This is a genomic window from Salinimicrobium terrae DSM 17865 (genome assembly GCF_000424665.1).
In the GTDB taxonomy this organism is placed as follows: Bacteria; Bacteroidota; Bacteroidia; order Flavobacteriales; family Flavobacteriaceae; genus Salinimicrobium; species Salinimicrobium terrae.
Window position 1 is genome coordinate 107,052 of sequence record NZ_AUKI01000016.1, and the last position, 20,415, is coordinate 127,466.

At 39.7% G+C, this 20,415-nt stretch carries 23 protein-coding genes; 17 read left to right on the plus strand and 6 right to left on the minus strand.

All coding sequences use genetic code 11. The annotated features are described in order from the left end of the window. The first annotated feature begins 33 nt into the window (after positions 1 to 33). The 4 genes from H148_RS0105875 to H148_RS0105890 all read left to right on the plus strand — a co-directional run bounded on the left by H148_RS0105875 (position 34) and on the right by H148_RS0105890 (position 3,847). Positions 34 to 1,194, plus strand: a complete 1,161-nt coding sequence (locus H148_RS0105875; RefSeq protein ID WP_029033980.1) for a beta-ketoacyl synthase N-terminal-like domain-containing protein — start codon at positions 34 to 36, stop codon at positions 1,192 to 1,194. Between the two features lie 73 nt (positions 1,195 to 1,267). After that, positions 1,268 to 2,362 (plus strand): biotin synthase BioB, encoded by a 1,095-nt coding sequence (gene bioB / locus H148_RS0105880; protein WP_029033981.1) that lies wholly within the window; start codon positions 1,268 to 1,270, stop codon positions 2,360 to 2,362. Positions 2,363 to 2,424: 62 nt separating this feature from the next. After that, positions 2,425 to 3,291, plus strand: coding sequence for a cupin-like domain-containing protein (locus H148_RS0105885; RefSeq protein WP_037324739.1), 867 nt, complete (start codon positions 2,425 to 2,427; stop codon positions 3,289 to 3,291). Positions 3,292 to 3,421: 130 nt separating this feature from the next. Beyond that, positions 3,422 to 3,847, plus strand: coding sequence for an ester cyclase (locus tag H148_RS0105890; RefSeq protein WP_029033983.1), 426 nt, complete (start codon positions 3,422 to 3,424; stop codon positions 3,845 to 3,847). Here H148_RS0105890 and H148_RS0105895 read toward each other — a convergent pair. From H148_RS0105895 to H148_RS0105910, 3 genes are all read right to left on the minus strand, one after another. After that, a complete protein-coding gene (locus H148_RS0105895; protein ID WP_029033984.1) occupies positions 3,844 to 4,323 on the minus strand; it encodes a regulatory protein RecX in 480 nt (159 codons plus the stop codon). The two genes, H148_RS0105890 and H148_RS0105895, sit on opposite strands and share 4 nt — an antisense overlap. Before the next feature lie 124 nt (positions 4,324 to 4,447). Next, a complete protein-coding gene (locus H148_RS0105900; protein ID WP_029033985.1) occupies positions 4,448 to 5,989 on the minus strand; it encodes an Rne/Rng family ribonuclease in 1,542 nt (513 codons plus the stop codon). 297 nt (positions 5,990 to 6,286) lie between these two features. Then, positions 6,287 to 6,610, minus strand: coding sequence for an HU family DNA-binding protein (locus H148_RS0105910; RefSeq protein WP_281169107.1), 324 nt, complete (start codon positions 6,608 to 6,610; stop codon positions 6,287 to 6,289). A gap of 103 nt (positions 6,611 to 6,713) precedes the next feature. Here H148_RS0105910 and mutY point away from each other — a divergent pair, with 103 nt between their 5' ends. From mutY to H148_RS18585, 6 genes are all read left to right on the plus strand, one after another. Beyond that, a complete protein-coding gene (mutY, locus tag H148_RS0105915; protein ID WP_029033987.1) occupies positions 6,714 to 7,748 on the plus strand; it encodes an A/G-specific adenine glycosylase in 1,035 nt (344 codons plus the stop codon). A gap of 97 nt (positions 7,749 to 7,845) precedes the next feature. Further along, entirely contained in the window at positions 7,846 to 8,340 is a 495-nt protein-coding gene (locus tag H148_RS0105925; protein WP_029033988.1) for a single-stranded DNA-binding protein, read from the plus strand. A gap of 21 nt (positions 8,341 to 8,361) precedes the next feature. Next, positions 8,362 to 9,681: a gliding motility-associated protein GldE gene (locus H148_RS0105930; RefSeq protein WP_029033989.1), complete on the plus strand. Its 1,320-nt coding sequence runs from the start codon at positions 8,362 to 8,364 to the stop codon at positions 9,679 to 9,681. Continuing rightward, positions 9,678 to 10,253, plus strand: a complete 576-nt coding sequence (gene gldD, locus H148_RS0105935; RefSeq protein WP_029033990.1) for a gliding motility lipoprotein GldD — start codon at positions 9,678 to 9,680, stop codon at positions 10,251 to 10,253. Before H148_RS0105930 ends, gldD begins: the two co-directional genes overlap by 4 nt. A 46-nt stretch (positions 10,254 to 10,299) precedes the next feature. Beyond that, a complete protein-coding gene (locus H148_RS0105940; protein ID WP_029033991.1) occupies positions 10,300 to 11,184 on the plus strand; it encodes a DMT family transporter in 885 nt (294 codons plus the stop codon). A gap of 68 nt (positions 11,185 to 11,252) precedes the next feature. Continuing rightward, positions 11,253 to 11,426 carry a hypothetical protein gene (locus H148_RS18585; RefSeq protein WP_156877209.1) on the plus strand — a complete coding sequence of 58 codons (174 nt, stop codon included), beginning with the start codon at positions 11,253 to 11,255 and terminating at the stop codon, positions 11,424 to 11,426. A 139-nt stretch (positions 11,427 to 11,565) separates the two neighbouring features. Here the strand turns inward: H148_RS18585 and H148_RS0105950 are convergent, their stop codons facing one another. Together H148_RS0105950 and H148_RS0105955 are read right to left on the minus strand one after the other, a co-directional pair. Beyond that, positions 11,566 to 13,629 carry a M16 family metallopeptidase gene (locus H148_RS0105950; protein ID WP_029033992.1) on the minus strand — a complete coding sequence of 688 codons (2,064 nt, stop codon included), beginning with the start codon at positions 13,627 to 13,629 and terminating at the stop codon, positions 11,566 to 11,568. A 20-nt stretch (positions 13,630 to 13,649) separates the two neighbouring features. Next, complete coding sequence (locus H148_RS0105955; protein ID WP_029033993.1) at positions 13,650 to 14,969, minus strand: M16 family metallopeptidase; 1,320 nt, start codon at positions 14,967 to 14,969, stop codon at positions 13,650 to 13,652. Between the two features lie 179 nt (positions 14,970 to 15,148). Here H148_RS0105955 and H148_RS0105960 point away from each other — a divergent pair, with 179 nt between their 5' ends. From H148_RS0105960 to H148_RS0105980, 5 genes are all read left to right on the plus strand, one after another. Beyond that, the gene (locus H148_RS0105960; RefSeq protein WP_029033994.1) at positions 15,149 to 15,613 is read left to right on the plus strand and encodes a DUF4199 domain-containing protein; all 465 of its coding nucleotides are present in this window, start codon (positions 15,149 to 15,151) and stop codon (positions 15,611 to 15,613) included. 93 nt (positions 15,614 to 15,706) lie between these two features. Next, entirely contained in the window at positions 15,707 to 16,192 is a 486-nt protein-coding gene (gene rplU / locus H148_RS0105965) for a 50S ribosomal protein L21 (protein ID WP_029033995.1), read from the plus strand. A gap of 27 nt (positions 16,193 to 16,219) precedes the next feature. Continuing rightward, on the plus strand, positions 16,220 to 16,480 hold the full coding sequence (gene rpmA / locus H148_RS0105970) for a 50S ribosomal protein L27 (RefSeq protein WP_029033996.1): 261 nt from the start codon (positions 16,220 to 16,222) through the stop codon (positions 16,478 to 16,480). An 87-nt stretch (positions 16,481 to 16,567) separates the two neighbouring features. Then, entirely contained in the window at positions 16,568 to 16,885 is a 318-nt protein-coding gene (locus H148_RS0105975) for a hypothetical protein (RefSeq protein WP_029033997.1), read from the plus strand. 34 nt (positions 16,886 to 16,919) lie between these two features. Next, positions 16,920 to 17,234, plus strand: a complete 315-nt coding sequence (locus tag H148_RS0105980; protein ID WP_029033998.1) for a putative signal transducing protein — start codon at positions 16,920 to 16,922, stop codon at positions 17,232 to 17,234. Between the two features lie 385 nt (positions 17,235 to 17,619). Here the strand turns inward: H148_RS0105980 and ahcY are convergent, their stop codons facing one another. Continuing rightward, positions 17,620 to 18,936, minus strand: a complete 1,317-nt coding sequence (gene ahcY / locus H148_RS0105985) for an adenosylhomocysteinase (protein ID WP_029033999.1) — start codon at positions 18,934 to 18,936, stop codon at positions 17,620 to 17,622. A 62-nt stretch (positions 18,937 to 18,998) separates the two neighbouring features. On the opposite strand from ahcY, the gene H148_RS0105990 reads away from it, so the two are divergent. Continuing rightward, positions 18,999 to 19,634, plus strand: coding sequence for a 4'-phosphopantetheinyl transferase family protein (locus tag H148_RS0105990; protein ID WP_029034000.1), 636 nt, complete (start codon positions 18,999 to 19,001; stop codon positions 19,632 to 19,634). Beyond that, positions 19,634 to 20,341 carry a phosphoglycerol geranylgeranyltransferase gene (locus tag H148_RS0105995; RefSeq protein WP_029034001.1) on the plus strand — a complete coding sequence of 236 codons (708 nt, stop codon included), beginning with the start codon at positions 19,634 to 19,636 and terminating at the stop codon, positions 20,339 to 20,341. The genes H148_RS0105990 and H148_RS0105995 overlap by 1 nt, the downstream gene beginning before the upstream one ends. Positions 20,342 to 20,415 lie beyond the last annotated feature (74 nt).

The window sequence follows — 20,415 nt, forward strand, 5'->3', positions numbered from 1 at the left end:
ATTTTACCTCTTAATTTTGCTGAAAATTCTACTTTGAAAATCCCCATCTCTATTACCTCTGTAGCTTCCGTTTCTGCACTTGGATCAAAACCGGATGAGGTGTGGAAAAATTACCTTTCACCAAAACATTTTTTAAGGAAGCATGATTTCAACGGAAATAAATCCTTTGCAGCTTTCCTTCCTGATTTTTTAAAAGAAGAGCTGGAGGGGTTGCGGGATGAAGATCCCAATTATAAAAACATTGATAATTCCGTGCTTTATGCCATTCAGGCTTCACGACAGGCAATTAAAATGGCAGGATGGGAAAATGGCGAAAACATTGGGATCAATATTGGAAGTTCAAGAGGGGCGACCGCTCTTTTCGAAAAGTATCATCAGGGTTTTTTAAACCAGGGCAAAGCAGAAACCCTGGCGTCGCCGGCTACCACACTTGGAAATATCTCCTCCTGGGTAGCACAGGATCTCCAAAGTACAGGTCCGGAAATTTCTCATTCGGTTACCTGCTCCACCGGACTTCATGGGGTGCTGAATGGAGTTGCATGGTTAACAACAGGCATGGCCGATAAATTCCTTGCAGGAGGAAGTGAAGCCTCTTTGACGCCTTTTACTATGGCACAGGTTAAGGCAATGAAAATTAATGCAAGAGAAGATCTTGATTATCCCTGCCAGGCCCTCAACCTTCAAAAAGGGCAAAATTCAATGGTGCTTGGGGAAGGAGCTGCTATTGTTTGCATGGAAGCCGGAGAGAAAAATAATGCACTTGCCTTGATCAATGGGATTGGTTATGCGACAGAAAAGCTGGAACACCCTGTATCCATTTCGGCGAACGGGACTGCTTTTCAGAAAAGTATGAAAATGGCCCTTGGAACCATGGCTGCTTCAGAAGTTGATGCTGTGGTAATGCATGCACCGGGCACGATCAAAGGAGATCTTTCAGAATTCAATGCAATAAAAGCTGTTTTTGGAGAGCTGCTTCCCGCAATGACAACTAATAAATGGAAATTAGGACATACCTATGGAGCATCGGGCGTATTAAGTTTAGAACTGGCAATTATGATGCTGCAGTATCAAAAGTTCATTCCGGTTCCTTTTATTTCCGAAGTAAGGGAACCTATTGAGCTAAGGAATATAATGGTTAATGCTGTAGGATTTGGAGGTAATGCAGTATCGGTTTTAATAGGGCTTCCGAAGTAAAAACGAGAAAACTTTTAGGGTTAAGCCACGTCATACAAAGGCTTTTCATTATTTTTGAAGTAAATATTGGTTAATGGCAACAACGAGACACAACTGGACCAAGGAGGAAATCCTTGAAATATACAACAAACCTTTTATGGACCTGCTTTATGAGGCAGCCACTGTTCACCGTCAAAATCACGACCCGAACACCGTGCAGGTTTCTACTTTATTATCTATTAAGACCGGAGGTTGTTCCGAAGATTGTGGCTATTGCCCGCAGGCTGCAAGGTACCATACCAATATAGAAGGTAATGATCTAATGAGCGTGAGCCAGGTAAAGGCACAGGCTATGCGAGCCAAAGAAGCGGGAAGTTCCCGGGTGTGCATGGGAGCCGCCTGGCGAAATGTGAAGGACGGGCAGGAATTCGATGACGTGCTCGAAATGGTTAGAACTATTAATAGGTTAGATCTGGAAGTGTGTTGTACTCTCGGGATGATTACTGAGAATCAGGCTAAAAGACTTGCTGAAGCGGGATTGTATGCCTACAATCACAACCTGGATTCTTCGGAAGAATACTACAAAGAAGTAATTTCTACCCGTGGTTACCAGGATCGACTCGATACTATTGAAAATGTGAGAAAGACGGCTGTTACTGTTTGTAGCGGTGGAATAATTGGTATGGGAGAGAGTGCAGAAGATCGTGCAGGTATGTTGGTGGCCCTTTCGACGCTTAACCCACAACCGGAATCTGTGCCTATCAATGCCCTGGTGCCTGTTGAAGGAACACCCATGGCCGAACAGCAGCAGGTTTCTATTTGGGAAATGGTAAGAATGATCGCTACAACAAGGATCGTAATGCCCGAGACCCAGGTGAGACTTTCTGCCGGAAGAACCCAGATGAGCAGGGAAGGACAGGCTATGTGTTTCTTTGCGGGTGCAAACTCTATTTTTGCAGGAGATAAATTGTTGACTACCCCTAATCCTGATGTAAATGAGGATATGGAAATGTTCAAAACTCTTGGCTTAAATCCTCAAAAACCTTTTGTGAAAAAAGCACAGCCGGTTACTGTAGACGCAGAGAAATCGGAATACATGGCTCTTGGTGAGAAACCAAGATGGACAAGGCCCGGGCATATTATTGAAAGAAATCTTGCTGCCCAGGAAAAATCCAAGCCTAAAGCCTAGGTTTAAGGTGCTACAGGGGAACCGGTCGAGGTGGTATAACCAGACGAGTGATGAATGGAAGAATGGAATTAGCACAAATACCCCGGGAAAAAAAGATCTCTAAAAAAGACTTTTTAGAGAGGTATGTAAAGACACAAAAGCCGGTGGTGATCGAAGAATTAATCGAGGACTGGCCGGCTTTCAAAAAGTGGAATTTCGATTATATTAGAGAAGTGGCCGGAGAAAGAACGGTGCCTCTCTTCGATGGAACTAAAAACATTTCTTCAAAATATAAATTTAATCAGCCGCATCTTCACATGAAGATGGCAGATTATCTTGACCTGCTTAAACAGGGGCCAACCAGTTACCGAATCTTTCTTTATCACCTGCTTCGGGAGGTACCTTCCCTCCAAAAAGATTTTGAATATCCAAAAATTGGGCTTCGAATCCTTAAGCAAATCCCAATGCTGTTCTTTGGAGGAGAGAATTCCCGGGTTTTTATGCACTATGATATTGATTTTGCCAATATTCTGCATTTCCATTTTCACGGAAAAAAGAGGTGTATTCTTTTCCCGCCCTCAGAAACAAAGCATCTTTATAAAGTGCCACATGCATTAATTACCCGTGAGGATATTGATTTCTTGAATCCAGATTATGGAAAATTCCCTGCATTGAAAAAAGCTAAAGGAATGGTGACGGAACTTAATCATGGAGAAACTCTTTACATGCCCGAGGGTTACTGGCATCAAATGACCTATCTTACTCCGGGATTCTCTATGAGCCTGCGAGCTGCACCTCGGAATCTTCAAAACCTGAGTAAAGCTCTGTACAACCTTTTCTTTATGCGACATTTTGATAATGCGATGAGAAAATGGAAAGGCCAAAAATGGATAGACTACAAGAACAAACAGGCTATCAAAAAGACCAACCAGAGGTACAGAGATTTTTAAAATGTATCTGGATTATCAGTTTTAAATTTGTTGTTAACTCCTGTTAATCTAAGCCAATTGTGGAAATTTTAGTTTTAAAACCTAATTATAATTCTGATATTAAATAGGTTACTTAATTAAAACTAAAAAGATGACAAAAGAAGAGAACAAAAAAGCACAGGAACAATTCGGAGAAGCAATCAACAGTGGGAATCTTGAAAAATTGCGGGATCTCGTGGCGCAGGATGTGAAGGACCATGATCCTGCACCCAATCAAGGACCCGGACCGCAGGGTTATATTGACTTTTTTACAATGATGCGTAATGCATTTCCCGATATGCAGGTAGAAGTGGAAAAGATGGTCGCAGATGAAGATAATATAGCGTTCGCGTATACTCTAACCGGAACTCATAAAGGTGATTTTATGGGAGTAGATGGAACCGGCACACTAATAAAAATAAGAGGAATGCAAATCAGCCGTTTTAAAAATGGTAAAATGGTAGAAAGGTGGGGAAGTAGTGACGAACTGGGGATCCTAAAACAAATAGGAACTGAATTTAAAATAAAAAAATCCTAAGAGGTTAGTTCTTCCACTACTTCATAAACAAGTGAGGTTTCATAGCCTTTTCGGAGCAAGTAATCACCAAGTTTTTTTCTCAGTTTAAACTTGTCGGATTCAGATAGGAGGACGAGTTTTTTTTCAGCGAGTGAATAGAGGGTGTCTCTGTAGTCATTTTCATTAATCTCGGTCATCGCGAGCTTAATGATAGGTGAGGAAATATCCTTAAGCTTCAGCTTCTGTTTAATCTTGTGCCGCCCCCATTTCTTGATCCTGAATTTACCCCTCACAAAGCTGCGGGCAAAACGTTCTTCATTAAGAAAATTCTCCTGCATTAGCTTAAGAATGATCTCTTCACGAGCGGCAGGGATCATGCGCATATCAATTAATTTATCCTCCACCTCTTTCTGTGAGCGATCGCGATAGGCGCAGTATTGCATAAGTTTTAGAGCAGCCTCTTTGACGGTATAGGATTTTCCGGATTCGGTATTCAAGATTTTAAAATTGAAAATTTAAAAATAGTTTTTTTTGAGATGAGGCAGTCTTAGTTCTTGATGGCGAAGCGGTTTTTCTGTCAAAAAAAAACGCCTCCCAAATTAATGAAAGGCGTCTTTAATGTTATTGAATCATTTCCCCGTCAGTGTCGTGGAAGTGATATTCAAGATACGTGTAAGCATCTCTGGGTACAATTTTAACCCACTTTTTGTGATCAAAGAACCACTTGGAGCGGGGTGATGGAAAACCTTTTGTTAAAAAGGCTGCTATAAAAGGATGGGCACTAAGCGTAATCTTTTTATAGTCTTTTTTTAGAAGCTTTTGCAGATCCTGGTTGATCCGGTTCACCAAAACAATTGGAGCTTCAATTTCTTCCCCATTCTTGTTGGGGTTTTCTTCTCTTGTTTTGATGTTCATTTCGGGTCGAACCCTCTGCCTTGTAATTTGTATAAGACCAAACTTACTGGGCGGCAAAATCTTATGTTTTGCCCGGTCGTCACTCATCTCCTCTTTAAGATGGTCGTACAAAGCCTTTCTGTTCTCGGCTTTGTTCATATCTATGAAGTCGATTACAATTATTCCTCCCATATCACGGAGGCGTAATTGACGAGCAATCTCGGTAGCACTTATTAAGTTCACCTCAAGGGCTGTATCCTCCTGGTTTTTAGATTTGTTTGAACGGTTACCACTGTTTACGTCAATGACGTGCATAGCTTCGGTATGTTCAATGACCAGGTAAGCTCCTTTGTTCATAGAAACAGTGCGGCCAAAAGTAGTTTTGATTTGTCGTTCGATACCAAATTTTTCGAAGATGGGTATATTTAAGTCGTACAATTTTACAATGGATCCTTTTTTTGGAGCAATCTCGCTCACATAATCTTTAATTTGTGTGTACAAGGTTTCATCATCAACACATATTGAGGTGAATGAATCGTTAAATACATCTCTCAGAATAGAGGATGCTCTGTTCAATTCGCCCAATACTTTTGAAGGTTGAGGTGCTTTGTACAGCTTTTTACACATTCCTGTCCAACGACTCATTAAATTCTGAAGGTCGTTATCCAGTTCTGCTACTTTTCTGCCTTCAGCTACGGTACGTACGATAATGCCAAAGCCCTTTGGTCTAATGCTTTTTACCAGTCGTTTAAGGCGATCCTTTTCTTCTTTGCTTTCTATCTTTTGAGAAACAGAAACCCGGTTGGAAAAAGGAACCAGCACGATGTAACGGCCCGGAAGTGAAAGTTCTGAACTTATTCTGGGACCTTTGGTTGATATAGGCTCTTTTACTACCTGTACCAGTAGCGATTGATTTGATTTTAGGACATCTGCAATGCTTCCATCCTTATCAATATCTTTTTCTAAAGGAAAATCCTTGAGGGAATAATCCTTTAATTTACCTGTGCTTACACGTTTTATGAACTTTAACAAGGAAAGTACCTGCGGACCAAGATCGTGATAATGCAAAAATGCATCTTTCGTATAGCCTACATTTACGAAGCCGGCATTTAAACCGGGAACAGTTTTTCGCACTTTTGCGAGGAGAATATCTCCAACTGCAAAATTACTGTCGTCTTCTTCCTTATTGAGTTCTATTAGTTTTCCATCTTTTAATAAGGCAAAATCTACAGCAGAGGAACCGGTTCTAATAATTAACTCTTTGTTCACTCTAAATTGATTTTTATCCCGATTGATCGGGATGGATTAAACAATAAAATTCACAGGGTTTTTAAAATCCTGAAGAAATTTAAGCTCAGAAAACTGAATTTAAATCTCGATTTCAAAGAACTTTTTAAATAAAAAAAGTAGTGTGAAAACTACTTCTTTTTCTTGTGGCGGTTAGCTCTCGCTCTTTTTTTACGCTTGTGCGTAGCTACCTTATGTCTTTTTCTCTTTTTACCACTTGGCATATTGTGACTTTTTAATTAATAATTTTATTTTGGTTCTGCCCTGGGGCAGAAAGTTCTATTTTACCTCAACGTTAGATTTAACGCCTTCAACAAATACTTTGGCTGGTTTAAAAGCCGGAATATTATGTGCCGGAATTTTTATCGTGGTATTTTTAGAAATATTTCTTCCGGTTTTTTCTGCTCTTGTTTTAATAATAAAGCTACCAAATCCTCTTAGGTAAACATTGTCACCAGCCTCTAAGGAAGTTTTTACTTCTTCCATAAAGGTCTCAACAGTAGCCTGAACATCTCCTTTTTCCATTCCAAGTTTCTCGGAGATTTTTGCCACGATATCTGCTTTAGTCATTTTCGTATAATTTAATAAATGGGGTTTGTAAATTTTCGAGGGGCAAATATATGAATTAAATCTGCAATTTTTTAATCCTAACCCATTAAATAGTAAGAGAATAAAGAATTATCATTGCACCACAGAATTTTTATTGATGTCTTTTAGTAAAGAGCTGATAAAGTGGTATTTAGAGAACAAGAGAGATCTCCCGTGGAGGGCTACAAAAGATCCATATCAAATATGGATTAGCGAAATAATTCTACAGCAAACCCGTGTTGAGCAGGGTAAACCGTATTATTTCAAGTTTCTTAAAGCTTACCCCACTGTATTTGCTTTAGCCAATGCTTCCGAAGAAGAGGTGCTTAAATTATGGCAGGGGCTTGGTTACTACTCTCGCGCCAGGAATTTACATTTCACTGCACAATATGTCGCTTTTGAGCTCGGCGGAAGGTTTCCTACTTCTTATAAAGAACTGGTGAAGCTGAAAGGAGTGGGGGATTATACGGCTGCTGCCATAGCTTCTGTTTGTTATGATGAAGCCCAGGCAGCTGTAGACGGAAATGTTTACCGGGTACTGGCACGTATCTATGGGATTGATACTCCTACAAATTCTTCCCTCGGGATTAAACAATTCCGAAATCTGGCTCAGACGCTTATAAGTAGGGAAGATCCGGCGAATTTTAATCAGGCTCTTATAGAGTTTGGATCAGAGCAATGTAAACCTCGAAAACCATTATGTGCTTCTTGTCCTTTTTCTGCTCAATGCGTAGCTTTTAACCAGAACCGGATTTTGGAACTCCCTGTGAAACTTAAAAAGCAAAAGGTTAAAACAAGACATTTTAATTATATCGTGTATGTTTCTGATGAAGGCAGGACAATTATGCAACAACGCCTCGGAAAAGGAATTTGGGAGGGTCTTTATGAGTTTCCGCTGGTGGAGACAGCTACAGAAGCCAGTCAGCAAAACCTTGTGCAGGAAGTTTCAGCCAAATATTCTATTACCGGTAAAGAACCTGTTTTGTTTAATGAATTACCCATTATCCACAAACTTACGCACCAGCATATCCACACAAAGTTCTGGATTATGGAGTGCAGTGAACTGCCTGAGAATGCTCTTTCTATAGCCGAAGTAAATAAATTACCGGTCCCCGTTTTAATAGAAAAATTTATTGATACCTTTGATTTTTAAGCTCTTTAAAAAAGAACTTTTTAAAAACCACATTTTTGGAAGGTTCTTGCAGAGCTTTTTTTCCTTAATTTTAAAAAAGTAATTAAAATATTTTATCATGACCGGAACCTTAAATAAAGTAATGCTAATAGGCCACACGGGAGATGATGTGAAAATGCATTATTTTGAAGGAGGAGGATCTTTAGGTCGTTTTCCATTGGCTACCAACGAAGTCTACACGAACAAAACGAGTGGAGAACGCGTAACTAATACCGAATGGCATAATGTTGTGGTGCGAAATAAAGCCGCGGAGATTTGTGAAAAGTATCTTAAAAAAGGAGATAAAGTATATATAGAAGGTCGTATTAAAACCCGGAAATGGCAGGATGATAAGGGAAATGAAAGATATTCTACAGAAATTCACTGCACAGATTTCACATTTTTGACACCTAAAGATTCCGGTAGTTCAGGAGAGCAATCAGGAACTTCTTCGGGTCAGCAGCAATCTCAGAGACCAAATCAGAATCAGTCTCAAAATCAGCCTCGTCAAAATACGGCGTCGAATCAATCCCAAAGCTTAACGCAGGAGGAGGATGATGACCTGCCGTTCTAAGTTTAATTAAAAAAATAAAATTTGGATCCTGATCCTGCCAGTTATATTCCACTTTTTGTCGACAATCTCTCACAATTCTTTGGTGTTGTTGTAGCCTTACTTTTACTTATGTCCTCCGCCCTCATCTCGGGTGCCGAGGTAGCCCTATTTTCCCTCACTCCTTCCGATTTTGAACCCGAGGAAGCCAAAAGAACTGCTAAAGAGCAGATCGTAATAAATCTACTCGATAAACCTAAAAAGTTATTGGCTACCATATTGGTTGCCAATAATATGATCAATATTGCGATAATCCTGTTGTTTGATAACCTTACCGACGAGGCTTTTGCCAATTTAAATACGGTAGTGATGGGTGTTGACCTGCAATTTCTCCTTGAGGTGGTCGTAGTGACATTTTTAATTCTTCTTTTTGGAGAGATCCTGCCCAAAGTTTACGCCAGCAGGAATAAAGTAATTTTTTCCCATTTCATGGCTTATCCTCTCAAAGTACTCGATAAATTGTTTTCTCCCCTGAGTATTCCCATGAGGGCCGTAACTATAAAAATTCATGAACGATTGGGTAATCAACGACCGGGTCTAAGTGTAGATCAACTGTCGCAGGCGCTAGAATTGACGAGCCAGCATGATACAACAAAAGAAGAACACAAGATCCTTAAAGGAATAGTTTCCTTTGGTAATACAGATACCAAACAGGTAATGCGACCCAGGATGGATATATTTGCACTAAATGAAAACCAATTGTATAATGAGATAATTTCAGAAGTCATTGCTAATGGTTATTCCCGAATTCCCGTTTATAAAGACAACATAGATAATGTTACGGGAATTCTTTATGTAAAAGATTTGCTGCCGTTTCTGGAGGAAGAGGATTATGAATGGACCTCTCTTTTAAGAGAGCCTTATTTTGTGCCCGAAAATAAAAAACTGGACGACCTTCTTAATGATTTCAAGAACAAAAAGAATCACCTGGCCATTGTAGTAGATGAATATGGTGGCACAAGCGGTCTTATTTCCCTTGAAGATATAATTGAAGAAATAGTTGGAGACATAAGTGATGAATTTGATGATGAGGATCTAATCTTTTCAAAATTAGATGAGAATAATTATGTTTTTGAAGGCAAGACTCCCTTGAAAGATTTTTATCGGGTAATAAAGCTGGAGAATCCAGAGTTGTTTGAAGAGAATAAAGGAGAAGCCGAAACCCTTGCTGGTTTTCTTTTGGAAATCTCGGGAAATTTTCCCCGCAAGAACGAAATAATTCTATTTGATAGTTACAGTTTTACAATTGAAGCCGTAGATAAAAAAAGAATTAAACAAATAAAGGTAAGTATTACACAGGTATGAAAAAGTTAATTGTATTAATTTTCCTGGCGGGGCTGATTTCATGTGAAGATGAAGTGCAGCCAAAACCAGGTGCATACCTTGCTCTGGAATATCCCGAGGCTCTTTATTCCAGCTTTTCAAAAGAGGATTGTCCTTACCAATTCGAAAAAAATATTGAGGCTGAAGTAGAGCCTTCAAGAGCAGGTAATGAATGTTGGATCAATCTTGAGTACCCTGAGCTAAAGGGTACGATCTTCATAACATATCAGCCGGTGCGTAACAATCTGGATTCGCTTCTTACTGATGCTCAAAAACTGCCTTTACAGCATACTATCAAGGCCGATGCGATAGAGGGTTCAATATATACTAACGAATTTAACCGTGCGTACGGCATGTTTTATCAGGTGGAAGGAAATGCGGCATCCCAGGCGCAGTTTTACCTCACCGATAGTACCAGCCACTTTTTAACAGGATCTGTATATTTTCAGGCCCAGCCCAATTTTGATTCAATTTTACCTGCTGCGGCTTACCTTAAAGAAGATATTAAGCATCTTATGGAGACGGTGCAGTGGAAGAAAGAACTTCAGGATTAATAAAATTTAGTTTATTCCTTTATTTTTGCGGGCCTAAAGCCCGGAAATGCCTAATAGTACTTTAAAGTGGATTTATCTTTGCCTACTAGCTGTGGTGTGGGGCAGCTCTTTCATTCTGATAAAAAAAGGCCTTGTTGGTCTTACTGCCTTGCAGGTGGGTTCTCTGCGTACAATATTTGCTGCACTATTTCTGGCAATTATTGGTCTTAAGTCCTTAAGACATATTAAGGGAAAGCAGTGGATGTGGATTACTTTTTCGGGGTTCTTCGGAACATTTTTTCCTGCGTATCTTTTCTCCTTTGCTGAAACAGAAATTGACAGTGCTGTAGCCTCAATATTAAATTCAACCACACCTCTGCTCTCCATGTTGGTGGGAATAGCACTTTTTGAAGCTGGTTTTGTAAAAAAGAAATTTGTGGGTGTAATGGTGGGGCTTGCCGGAACAACAGCTTTAATCTGGAGTGGTGCCACCGTTAATCCAGACCAGAATTACTGGTATTCCCTCCTGGTCATTTTAGCTTCCCTGTTCTATGGATTTAATGCGAATGTAATTAAAAAACATCTTCAAACTCTGCCGGCCCTGGCGATAACCACTGGAAATTTCATGGTGATCGTTATACCCGCCCTTATTGTTCTCGCAACTACAGGATTTTTTTCAACCGAAGTTCTCTCTGCCCCAAATGTGTCGCTGAGTCTCTTTTACATTGGGATATTAGGAGTGATAGGCACAGGGGCTGCACTTATTTTTTTCAATAAGTTAATTCAGATTTCAGATCCTGTGTTTTCAACCTCGGTAACTTATCTCGTTCCAATTGTAGCATTGGGCTGGGGAGTTTTGGACGGTGAGAAATTCACCTCCATTCAGTTGCTTTCAGGTGTAGTTATAATTATTGGTGTCCTCATTGTTAATAGCAGGAAAAAAAATAAGTAGAATACTTTTGGTATATTTTTAACTATTTATTAACTTCACAATGCTGTTGAACCTGAAAGCCCTATATAATGAAAAAGAAAATATTTTTTAGTTTCTCGTTGTTTGTCGGATTCTCCTTACTAGTTGCATGGCAATTTGCTGCCGCGGAACTTGCTGATCTTCAGAAAGAAGTAGAAGTTCCAGTTGAGAAAAATAAGACAGAAGTGGCTGTGTCTCAACCGCAAGTCCCCTTATTTATATAAGCAGCTGTGAATCATTTAATTTAAAGAATTGTTAATCTAATTACCTTTTTTGGAAGGTGAAAATTATTAATAATTGAATTGGATATAAAAAAACCGGTGCATTGTAGCACCGGTTTTTTTGTTGAATAGAATTATAATTTTACTCAAAGTCAGCATCTGTCACTTCCTTATTAAGTATGACGTCGCTTACTTGAAAATCTAGAGTCATTGGACCCATACTCTGAGATATCCCGAACGGGAATTTTACTCCTTCTACTTCCTGATAGTCACTGTAAATAATAGGAATGGTCATCGTTTGTGGCCCCTGCTTCATAATTTTTACCTGCATAACCTTCAGTCCGCTATCTTTACTGTAGTAGTTGGTGGTATTCTCATCCATTTTTACAGCATAAGCTTTTTCTCCTTCTACATCTTCAATACCCTGCAGAGTCGCATTTTCAACAATTAATTCAGGAAAAGGATGAGCTTCTGCCTTAGCAGCGATCACCTGCTCTTCGGTAAAAGGAAGTTTTTGTCCCTGTGCAGCAACAAAACCTGTTACCCCATTAAAGACCTGTTTCTGTATTACATTTCCGGCCATAGATACCACGGTCGAAGATTTCCCGGTTGAGGTCACTTTGGTCTCCAGATCCATTTTTTGACCTTGCATTTCGGCTTGTGCGATCATATAGACGGATTCTACATCTTCTACAGCATCTTTTCCTCCAATAGCTTGTATGTAGTCATTAAATACTGTGGAAACCGTTACCGACGGATCTACTTTTTGATTATAGTTCGGCTTTTCAATAGCGTTTGCATATTTATCGAAGTACTTTACAGGGATGTCTTTTCCATTGTAGGTAAGCTTCTCTAGATTTTCGGCCACCTCGCTACCTTTACCAACCACAATAATACGTGCATTGTCTGCCAGGTAATACTTTTGGGCTACTCTCTGAATATCCTCTGCAGTTACTGCATTGATCTTTTTAAGATAAGTCTGGTAGAAATCTTCTGAAAGCTCATCGGTTTCGATGTTTAGAGCGTACTCGGCGATAGTAGTTGGGCGTTCAAGGGCCAGTACAAAGTCACCTGTGTATTTGGCTTTTGCATTTTCCAACTCTTCGCTTGAAACCTTTTCGTTTCTTATCCTGTGCAATTCATCCAAAAAGGCAACTACGGCGGAATCTGTTACAGCATTACGTACACTGGCACTCGCTACAAAACGACCAATATATTTGTCGTCTCTTGTGCTTGAATATGCGCCATAAGTATATCCCTTGTCCTCACGCAGGTTAAGGAACAATCTTGCTTCACCACCTCCACCAAGGATCTTGTTAGCTATAAGTACAGGAAAATAATCGGGATCTCCTTTTTTAAGTTGGATGGTGTTGGTAACCTGTATCTCACTCTGTACCGCGTTTTGAAAATCTACAAAATTCACCTCGGTTTGATTAAGATTCTTTACTTCCGGAAGATCGATTGCAGGTAGCTCATTTTTCTCCCAGGAACTGAAGTTCTTCTCAATCAATTTTTTTGCTTCAGAAGGCTCTACGTCTCCAATTACCACCAAATATGCGTTCTGAGGTACAAAATAGTTCTCGTAATATTGTTGGACATCTTCCAGCGTTAACTCCTCTACACTTTCTTTTGTTGGGAATTCCCCGTATGGGTGATTCTTTCCATAAGTAAGCGCAGAACTTACTCTGCGTGCATTTGAAGCTACATTTTTCTCATCGACTATCATACTCTCAAGCGTTCGCTCTTTCTCAATTTCAAATTGCTTTTGGTTAAGATCAGGGTTAAGAGCTCCTTCAGCCATTAGCTCCAGTACTCTCGGAAAATACTTTGAAAGAGTATTTGCTGATGCTCCGCGGGAATTAAAGCCTAAGGTGGCTCCTAAATAATCGACCTCTTCGTTGTATTTTTCCTTTGGGATGTCCTTAGTTCCTTCTCCAAGCATGGAGGCCGTGAGAGATGATACTCCGGCATTTTCTCCTTCAGAATGTGGAGGGTTGTCCATGGTAAGGATCATAGCCACCCGGGGCAATTTATGATTTTCAACTACTAAAACCTTTAGTCCATTGTCGAGGGTAAAAGTTTCTGGTTTTTCAAGATTGATCTCGGGTGCAGGTCCCGCCTCTGGAGGAGTACTGCGATCAATTTGAGCCTGAATTCCCGTCGTAGTAAGGAATAAGACTGCTAATGCAAATATTTTATTCTTCATTTTATCCATTTTTATATTTGTTATTCAGAATCTTTCTTTGGAAGGTACTCTAACTCGACACGTTGATTAGGACTAAGATATTTTTTTGCAACATCTCTAATCTCTTCTCTTGTAATCGAACGGTAAATATCGATCTCCTCATTAATAAGATCTACATCTTCATATAGCATCTGGTAAGTTGCTAAAGAATGAGCAATTCCTGCCACACTGCTGTTTGAATTTACATACCTGTTCTCGAATTTATTCTGAAGCTTTTCGTATTCTCTCTGGCTTATAAGTTCGGTTTGTAACTTTACGATCTCTTCATCGATTTCCCCCACAAGAGTATCAAGGGAAGTTTCACCTAGTGGAAGAGCAAGTAGTACGTATTGGCCATAATCTTTTTGTGTTATATTTAAAGCGCCTACCTCAAGCGCCTGCTTTTGATCATCTACCAGTTTTTTGTACAAACGGGAAGATTTACCATCAGAAAGTACCGAGGATACCATGTCGAGTACAAATGCATCTCTCTCGGTCATTCCCGGAGTTCTGTAGCCCAACATTACTGCCGGGATTTGGATATTTGGGTCATAAGCCTTAGCTTCGATTGTTTCAGAAATAGGTTCTTCTTCTGGAAAGTTTCTAACAACTTCTTCTCCTGCCGGAATAGGTCCAAAATATGCTTTTATTAATTTTTTTGTCTCCTCAACGTCAATATCACCTGCCACGACGAGAGTGGCGTTATTTGGCTTGTAGTATATATCGAAAAACTCTTTGAATTCATCAAGAGTTGCAGCGTCCAGGTCATCCATGTAGCCTATGTTTGGGTCTTTGTAAGGATGTGCCTGGAAAACATGGGAAGAAATTTCGTTTACCCAATTCCCATAAGGCCGATTATCATAACTTACTCTCTTTTCTTCTTTAACTACTTCGTTTTGAGTATCTACTCCAGATTGTTTAATCACCGGGTGTAGCATCCTTTCTGACTCCATCCATAGACCTAATTCCAGGTTATTCGAGGGGAAAATCTCGTAGTAATAAGTGCGGTCATTAGAGGTGTTGGCATTGTTTGTTCCCCCGTGAGAAGAAACCATTTTGAACCATTCTCCCTCGCCTATGTTTTCTGTGCCTTCAAAGAGAAGGTGTTCAAAGAAATGGGCAAAACCAGTTTTGTTATTAATTCGGTCCTTGCCACCTACATCATACATAACAGCAGTGGTTACCACCGGTGCTGAATTATCTTGATGAAGTATTACATCAAGGCCGTTATCGAGCGTGTATTCGACAAATTCAACTTCCTGAGCTGTTCCCGTTACTCCCAGGAACAGGCCAAAGGCAGCTAATTTAAGTTTGTTGATCATTATATTGTGGTTTATTATTAAATGCGTTCGATAAGTATGAATAAGACGGGATTTGTTACAAAGATTCAGGATTTTATAATAGATTTGAAGATATTCAAAAATCTAAATTAACAAGCTGTTAAGGTATATTTCCTCTTATTTTTTGGAAATTTATAAAAAATCATAAAAAAACCAACTCCATGAAAAGATCATCTGTTCCATTAATATATGGAATTTATATTGCCATTGCGTTAATTGCCTACTTCTTGTTACTGTCTCTTTTTGACTTACACGAGAATCCGGTTTACAGCGTCTTCAACATGGTCATAACGGGAGGGGGAATATTTCTTGCCATTAAAAAGTACCGTGATAAAAAATCTGGAAAATTTAAATATCAAAAAGGTTTTATGGCAGGTTTAACCGCCGGATTTTTAGCTACTATTATTTTTACCGCTTTTTTTGCCATATACACCAGTGAACTTAATCCAAATTTTTCAGAAGAGTTAATAACTATGTGGGAAACCGATTGGTTTGTAAACATTGGGATGCTCGTATTCACTGTTGCCCTTATGGGTTTTGCGACTTCTCTTGTAGTTACCCTTGCCATAATGCAGCTATATAAACCAAGCTGGAATACCTCTGAAGGACAAAAGCATACATATTAAATAAAGCCTTTGCAAATTAATTAATTAGGAGTATATTTGCACCCGCCTTGAAAAAATTCTTGGCGAGAACATAAACCCTTAATTAAATACGCTATGTACGCAATTGTAGAGATAGCAGGGCAGCAATTTAAAGTTGCAAAAGACCAGAAGGTATTTGTGCACAGGCTTGCAGGAGAAGAAGGAGACAGTGTTTCTTTCGATAAAATTCTTCTAACAGGTGATGGTGACAATATTACCCTTGGCGCCCCAGCTATAGAAGGAGCATTGGTTGATGCAAAGATCACCAGGCACCTGAAAGGAGACAAAGTAATTGTCTTCAAAAAGAAAAGAAGAAAAGGTTACCGTGTTAAAAATGGTCACCGTCAATCTTTAACCGAAATTTCTATTGAAGGAATTTCAGTAAACGGTAAGAAAGCCACTTCAGCTAAAAAAGAGGAGTCAAAATCTAATAAAGAGGAAGCTTCTGACAATGACCTTAATAACAATTCAGTTGTTGAATTAAGAGAAATGGCTAAAGAAAAAGGGATTGAAGGATATTCTTCAATGAAAAAAGCCGAATTGATAGCTGCTTTAAGCTAAAAGTTTAACAGTAAAAAGTAAAATAAAATGGCTCACAAAAAAGGAGTTGGTAGTTCCAAGAACGGTAGGGAATCTGAATCGAAACGCTTAGGTGTGAAGATCTTTGGAGGACAGGCTGCCATTGCTGGGAACATCATCGTTAGACAAAGAGGTACTGCTCACAATCCAGGCGAGAATGTATATGCAGGAAAAGATCATACTTTACATGCCAGAGTAGATGGTATTGTAAAATTTACCAAAAAGAAAGATAACAAGTCTTACGTTTCTATAGAACCGTTTCAGGCATAGTATTGTTTCTTTTTAAGAATATATTAAACCCTTCTGATTTTTTCAGAAGGGTTTTTTTATCTTTATTGAAATCATTATTCCCGGGAAATGGATTACATCACAATATATTCAACAAAGGACGACAATGAAGTTGCTGTCCTAAAGAGGGTCTACAGTGAAGAAGGAATAAATTACCGGCTGGACGATACAGACGAGATAGGGGAGGTGAAAAGAATCCAGGTTGTGGAAAGAGATAAAACTAAGGCCAGGGAGTTGCTGGATCAAACGGGTTTTCTAGCAGCGAGTCAGGCTCATGCCCCTGTTCACAGGCGAATGACGGGTAAGAAATGGATCTTCATCTTTTTGGCTGCGTTTATTATAATTGTAGTGGCTATGGTGATTCTCATGTTTATGAATGTGGATTAGTAGTTTTTCTAAACTTAAACATTAAATATTAAAAATGGCTTATACAACTGTCTACGAAACCTCAGAACAAAATCAAATAGCTCTGCTTAAAAATATCTTTGAGCAGAATAATGTGAGGTGTAGGATTCTCGACGAATCAACTAACAGTAATTTCCCAATAGGAGCGAGGGTGCAGGTACATGAAAATGATGTGGTAAGGGCCGAAGGATTATTGAAGGAAAACGGCTTTTTGCAGGATCCTGATCCCCTGGAAAGCTCGGTATCCAGATCTAAATTTTGGCTGTGGTTTATTGTTGCCATTATATGTCTTGTCGTGGCAGCTTTCCTGATTAATATGTTAATGTCTTAATAAGACCTTTTCTGTTCTATATGATTTAAAGAAATTGCCCCACTTCATAACACCTGTTAATCTGAATAAAAAGAGTCAAATTCTTATATATGAATTTGTCACTACTTTATAATTCCACTAGCTCTACTGAAGTTTCCATCATTCGGAATTTATTCGATGAGAGTGATATACCGTTTTTTACACCCGATGTCTTTACAAACAGCGCCTCTTGCATGACGGGAACGGTAGCGAAGACATGAGCGTCCCGGTTCCCGAAGATCAACAAGAGCAGGCCGTTGCTATTTTAAAAGCCCGTGGATTCTCCTAAAACAAATACCCTTCAAAAATGTCTTTTTTGAAGGGTATTTATGAATAAGAATTTAAGATTAAATCTCAAATTTAAAATCTAATATCTATAGTACTCCGGTTTAAACGGACCTTCTACAGTTACGCCAATGTAATTAGCTTGTTCTTCAGAAAGCTCTGTCAATTCCACACCAATTTTTTCAAGATGTAATGCGGCTACTTTTTCATCCAAATGCTTCGGAAGCATATAAACTTTATTCTCATATTCTCCGTTGTTTCTCCAAAGCTCAATTTGAGCCAGGGTTTGGTTTGTAAATGAATTACTCATTACAAAACTCGGGTGTCCTGTGGCGCATCCAAGGTTCACCAATCGACCTTCAGCAAGAAGAATAATATCTTTCCCATCGATGGTATATTTGTCAACCTGTGGCTTGATCTCAGATTTTGTATTTCCATAGTTTTCGTTTAACCATGCAACCTGGATCTCGTTATCGAAGTGCCCGATGTTGGCGACAATAGTTTTATCTTTCATCGCCTTGAAATGCTCAGCACGAACAATGTCTTTATTTCCTGTAGTAGTGATCACAATATCTGCTTTTGGAAGTACGGTTTCCAGTTTCTTCACTTCAAAACCGTCCATTGCAGCCTGTAAGGCACAAATTGGATCGATCTCTGTAATGGTAACAATAGAACCTGCACCTCTAAAAGAAGCGGCGGTGCCTTTTCCTACGTCTCCGTAGCCACAAACCACAACTCTTTTACCTGCCAGCATAACATCTGTAGCACGACGAATTGCATCTACAGCACTTTCTCTACATCCATATTTGTTGTCAAATTTCGATTTCGTAACCGAGTCGTTTACATTGATTGCAGGCATAGGAAGAGTTCCGTTTTTCATGCGCTCATATAACCTGTGAACACCTGTTGTGGTCTCTTCAGAAAGACCTCTTATCCCCTCAGCAAGTTGCGGATATTTATCCAGGACCATGTTGGTTAGATCACCCCCATCGTCGAGGATCATGTTAAGTGGTTTACGATCTTCTCCGAAGAAAAGCGTTTGCTCGATACACCAGTTAAATTCTTCTTCATTCATTCCCTTCCATGCATATACCGGAATACCGGCATCGGCAATTGCAGCGGCAGCCTGATCCTGGGTAGAAAATATATTGCATGAGCTCCAGGTAACTTCGGCACCAAGTGCTACAAGAGTTTCAATTAGAACAGCGGTTTGAATGGTCATGTGAAGACACCCGGCAATGCGTGCACCTTTTAAAGGCTGCTCGTTTCCATACTCTTCGCGCAGGGACATAAGCCCCGGCATTTCGGCTTCTGCCAGTTCTATCTCTTTTCTTCCCCATTCTGCCAGGGAAATATCTTTCACTTTATACTTGGTATAAGGTACTGTTTTCGTCGACATATTATTATATTTGATTAAACATTTTTCAAAGTGCAAAAGTACAGAATATCTAAGAGTTAAGTATGCCCCTTTACAAAAGAATAACAATAAATCCTGCCACTAATGTGCTCATTTGGAAGATCGAAGAGCCGCTGGAAGCGTTAAGTAAAGGAATGGAACTCACACCTTTATGCAGAAAAAGAGTAGAGGGTATGAAAAGTGAGCTTCACCGTCGGGGTTTTATGAGTGTGCGGCACTTGCTTGCCCAAGAAGGTTATAAAGACAGCGACTTATATTACGATGAGGAAGGAAAACCACATCTACGGGATGGGAAGTATATTTCTATCACTCACTCATTTGGCTTTTCGGGTATTATCGTGAGTGACCGTGAGGTGGGGATTGACATAGAAAAGCAACGTGAAAAGATCCTTTTGATCGCCCAGAAATTCACTCCCCTTGAAGAATACAGAACTCTTGCCAATACCGATGCATTGATCAGGAAACTCACAATTGTGTGGGGAGCAAAGGAAGCTGTTTATAAACTGTACGCACAGCCAAAAGTGAGCTTTTTGCAGCACATCAATATTACCGATTTTGATTTCGATGATTACGAAACCACCGGAAAAGTTACTTTTAACGGCGAGACAAGCTGGTACGACTTTGATTTTCTTGAATTTGAGGGCTTTACCTGTGTTTATGCCTTCCGAAAAGTCAATTAATGCCTCACATTCTCCACGGAATCATTACTGCTGAAAAAGCCGGACAAAAACTCCTGGCCGTCCTTATAGATCCTGAAAAATTTGATCCAGCCAGTGCGCAAAAATTTCTTCAGAAAATCCCCTTTTTGACTACCCATATTTTTATAGGTGGCAGCACAGTAACTTCTGAAGCACTGGAGAATTGCACAGAAGCCATTAAAGCAAATACAGGACTTCCTATAGTTTTATTTCCCGGGGATCACCGGCAAATTTCAACCAAAGCCGATGCTTTACTTTTCCTTAGCCTCCTCTCGGGAAGAAATCCCGATTATCTCATTGAACAGCAGGTACGGTCTGTATCGTTTATTCGGAAAACGAGGCTCGAAATTATTCCCACAGCCTACCTTCTTATTGATGGCGGAAAAGAATGTGCCGTACAACGGGCGAGTGGCACTAAGCCCCTTCGGCAGGAGGATGTGCAGCTAATAGTAGATACTGCCCTGGCCGGGAAATATTCCGGAAAGCAATTAATTTATCTTGAAGCCGGCAGCGGAGCGGAAATCCCGGTTGCTCCCTCAATTATTTCCGAAGTAAAACGAGCCGTACAAATTCCTGTAATCGTTGGCGGCGGAATAAGATCCCGGAGCCAATTTGAAGCAGCCTATGAAGCCGGTGCCGATATGATCGTCATTGGAACTGCCTTTGAAAAAGGGGATTTTTTTCTGTAGTTTTTCCTTCAGCCAGAGCGAAAGTTCCTTAAAAGGTCTGTTTTACGTTCTAATCTTCCTAATTTTGAAAATAC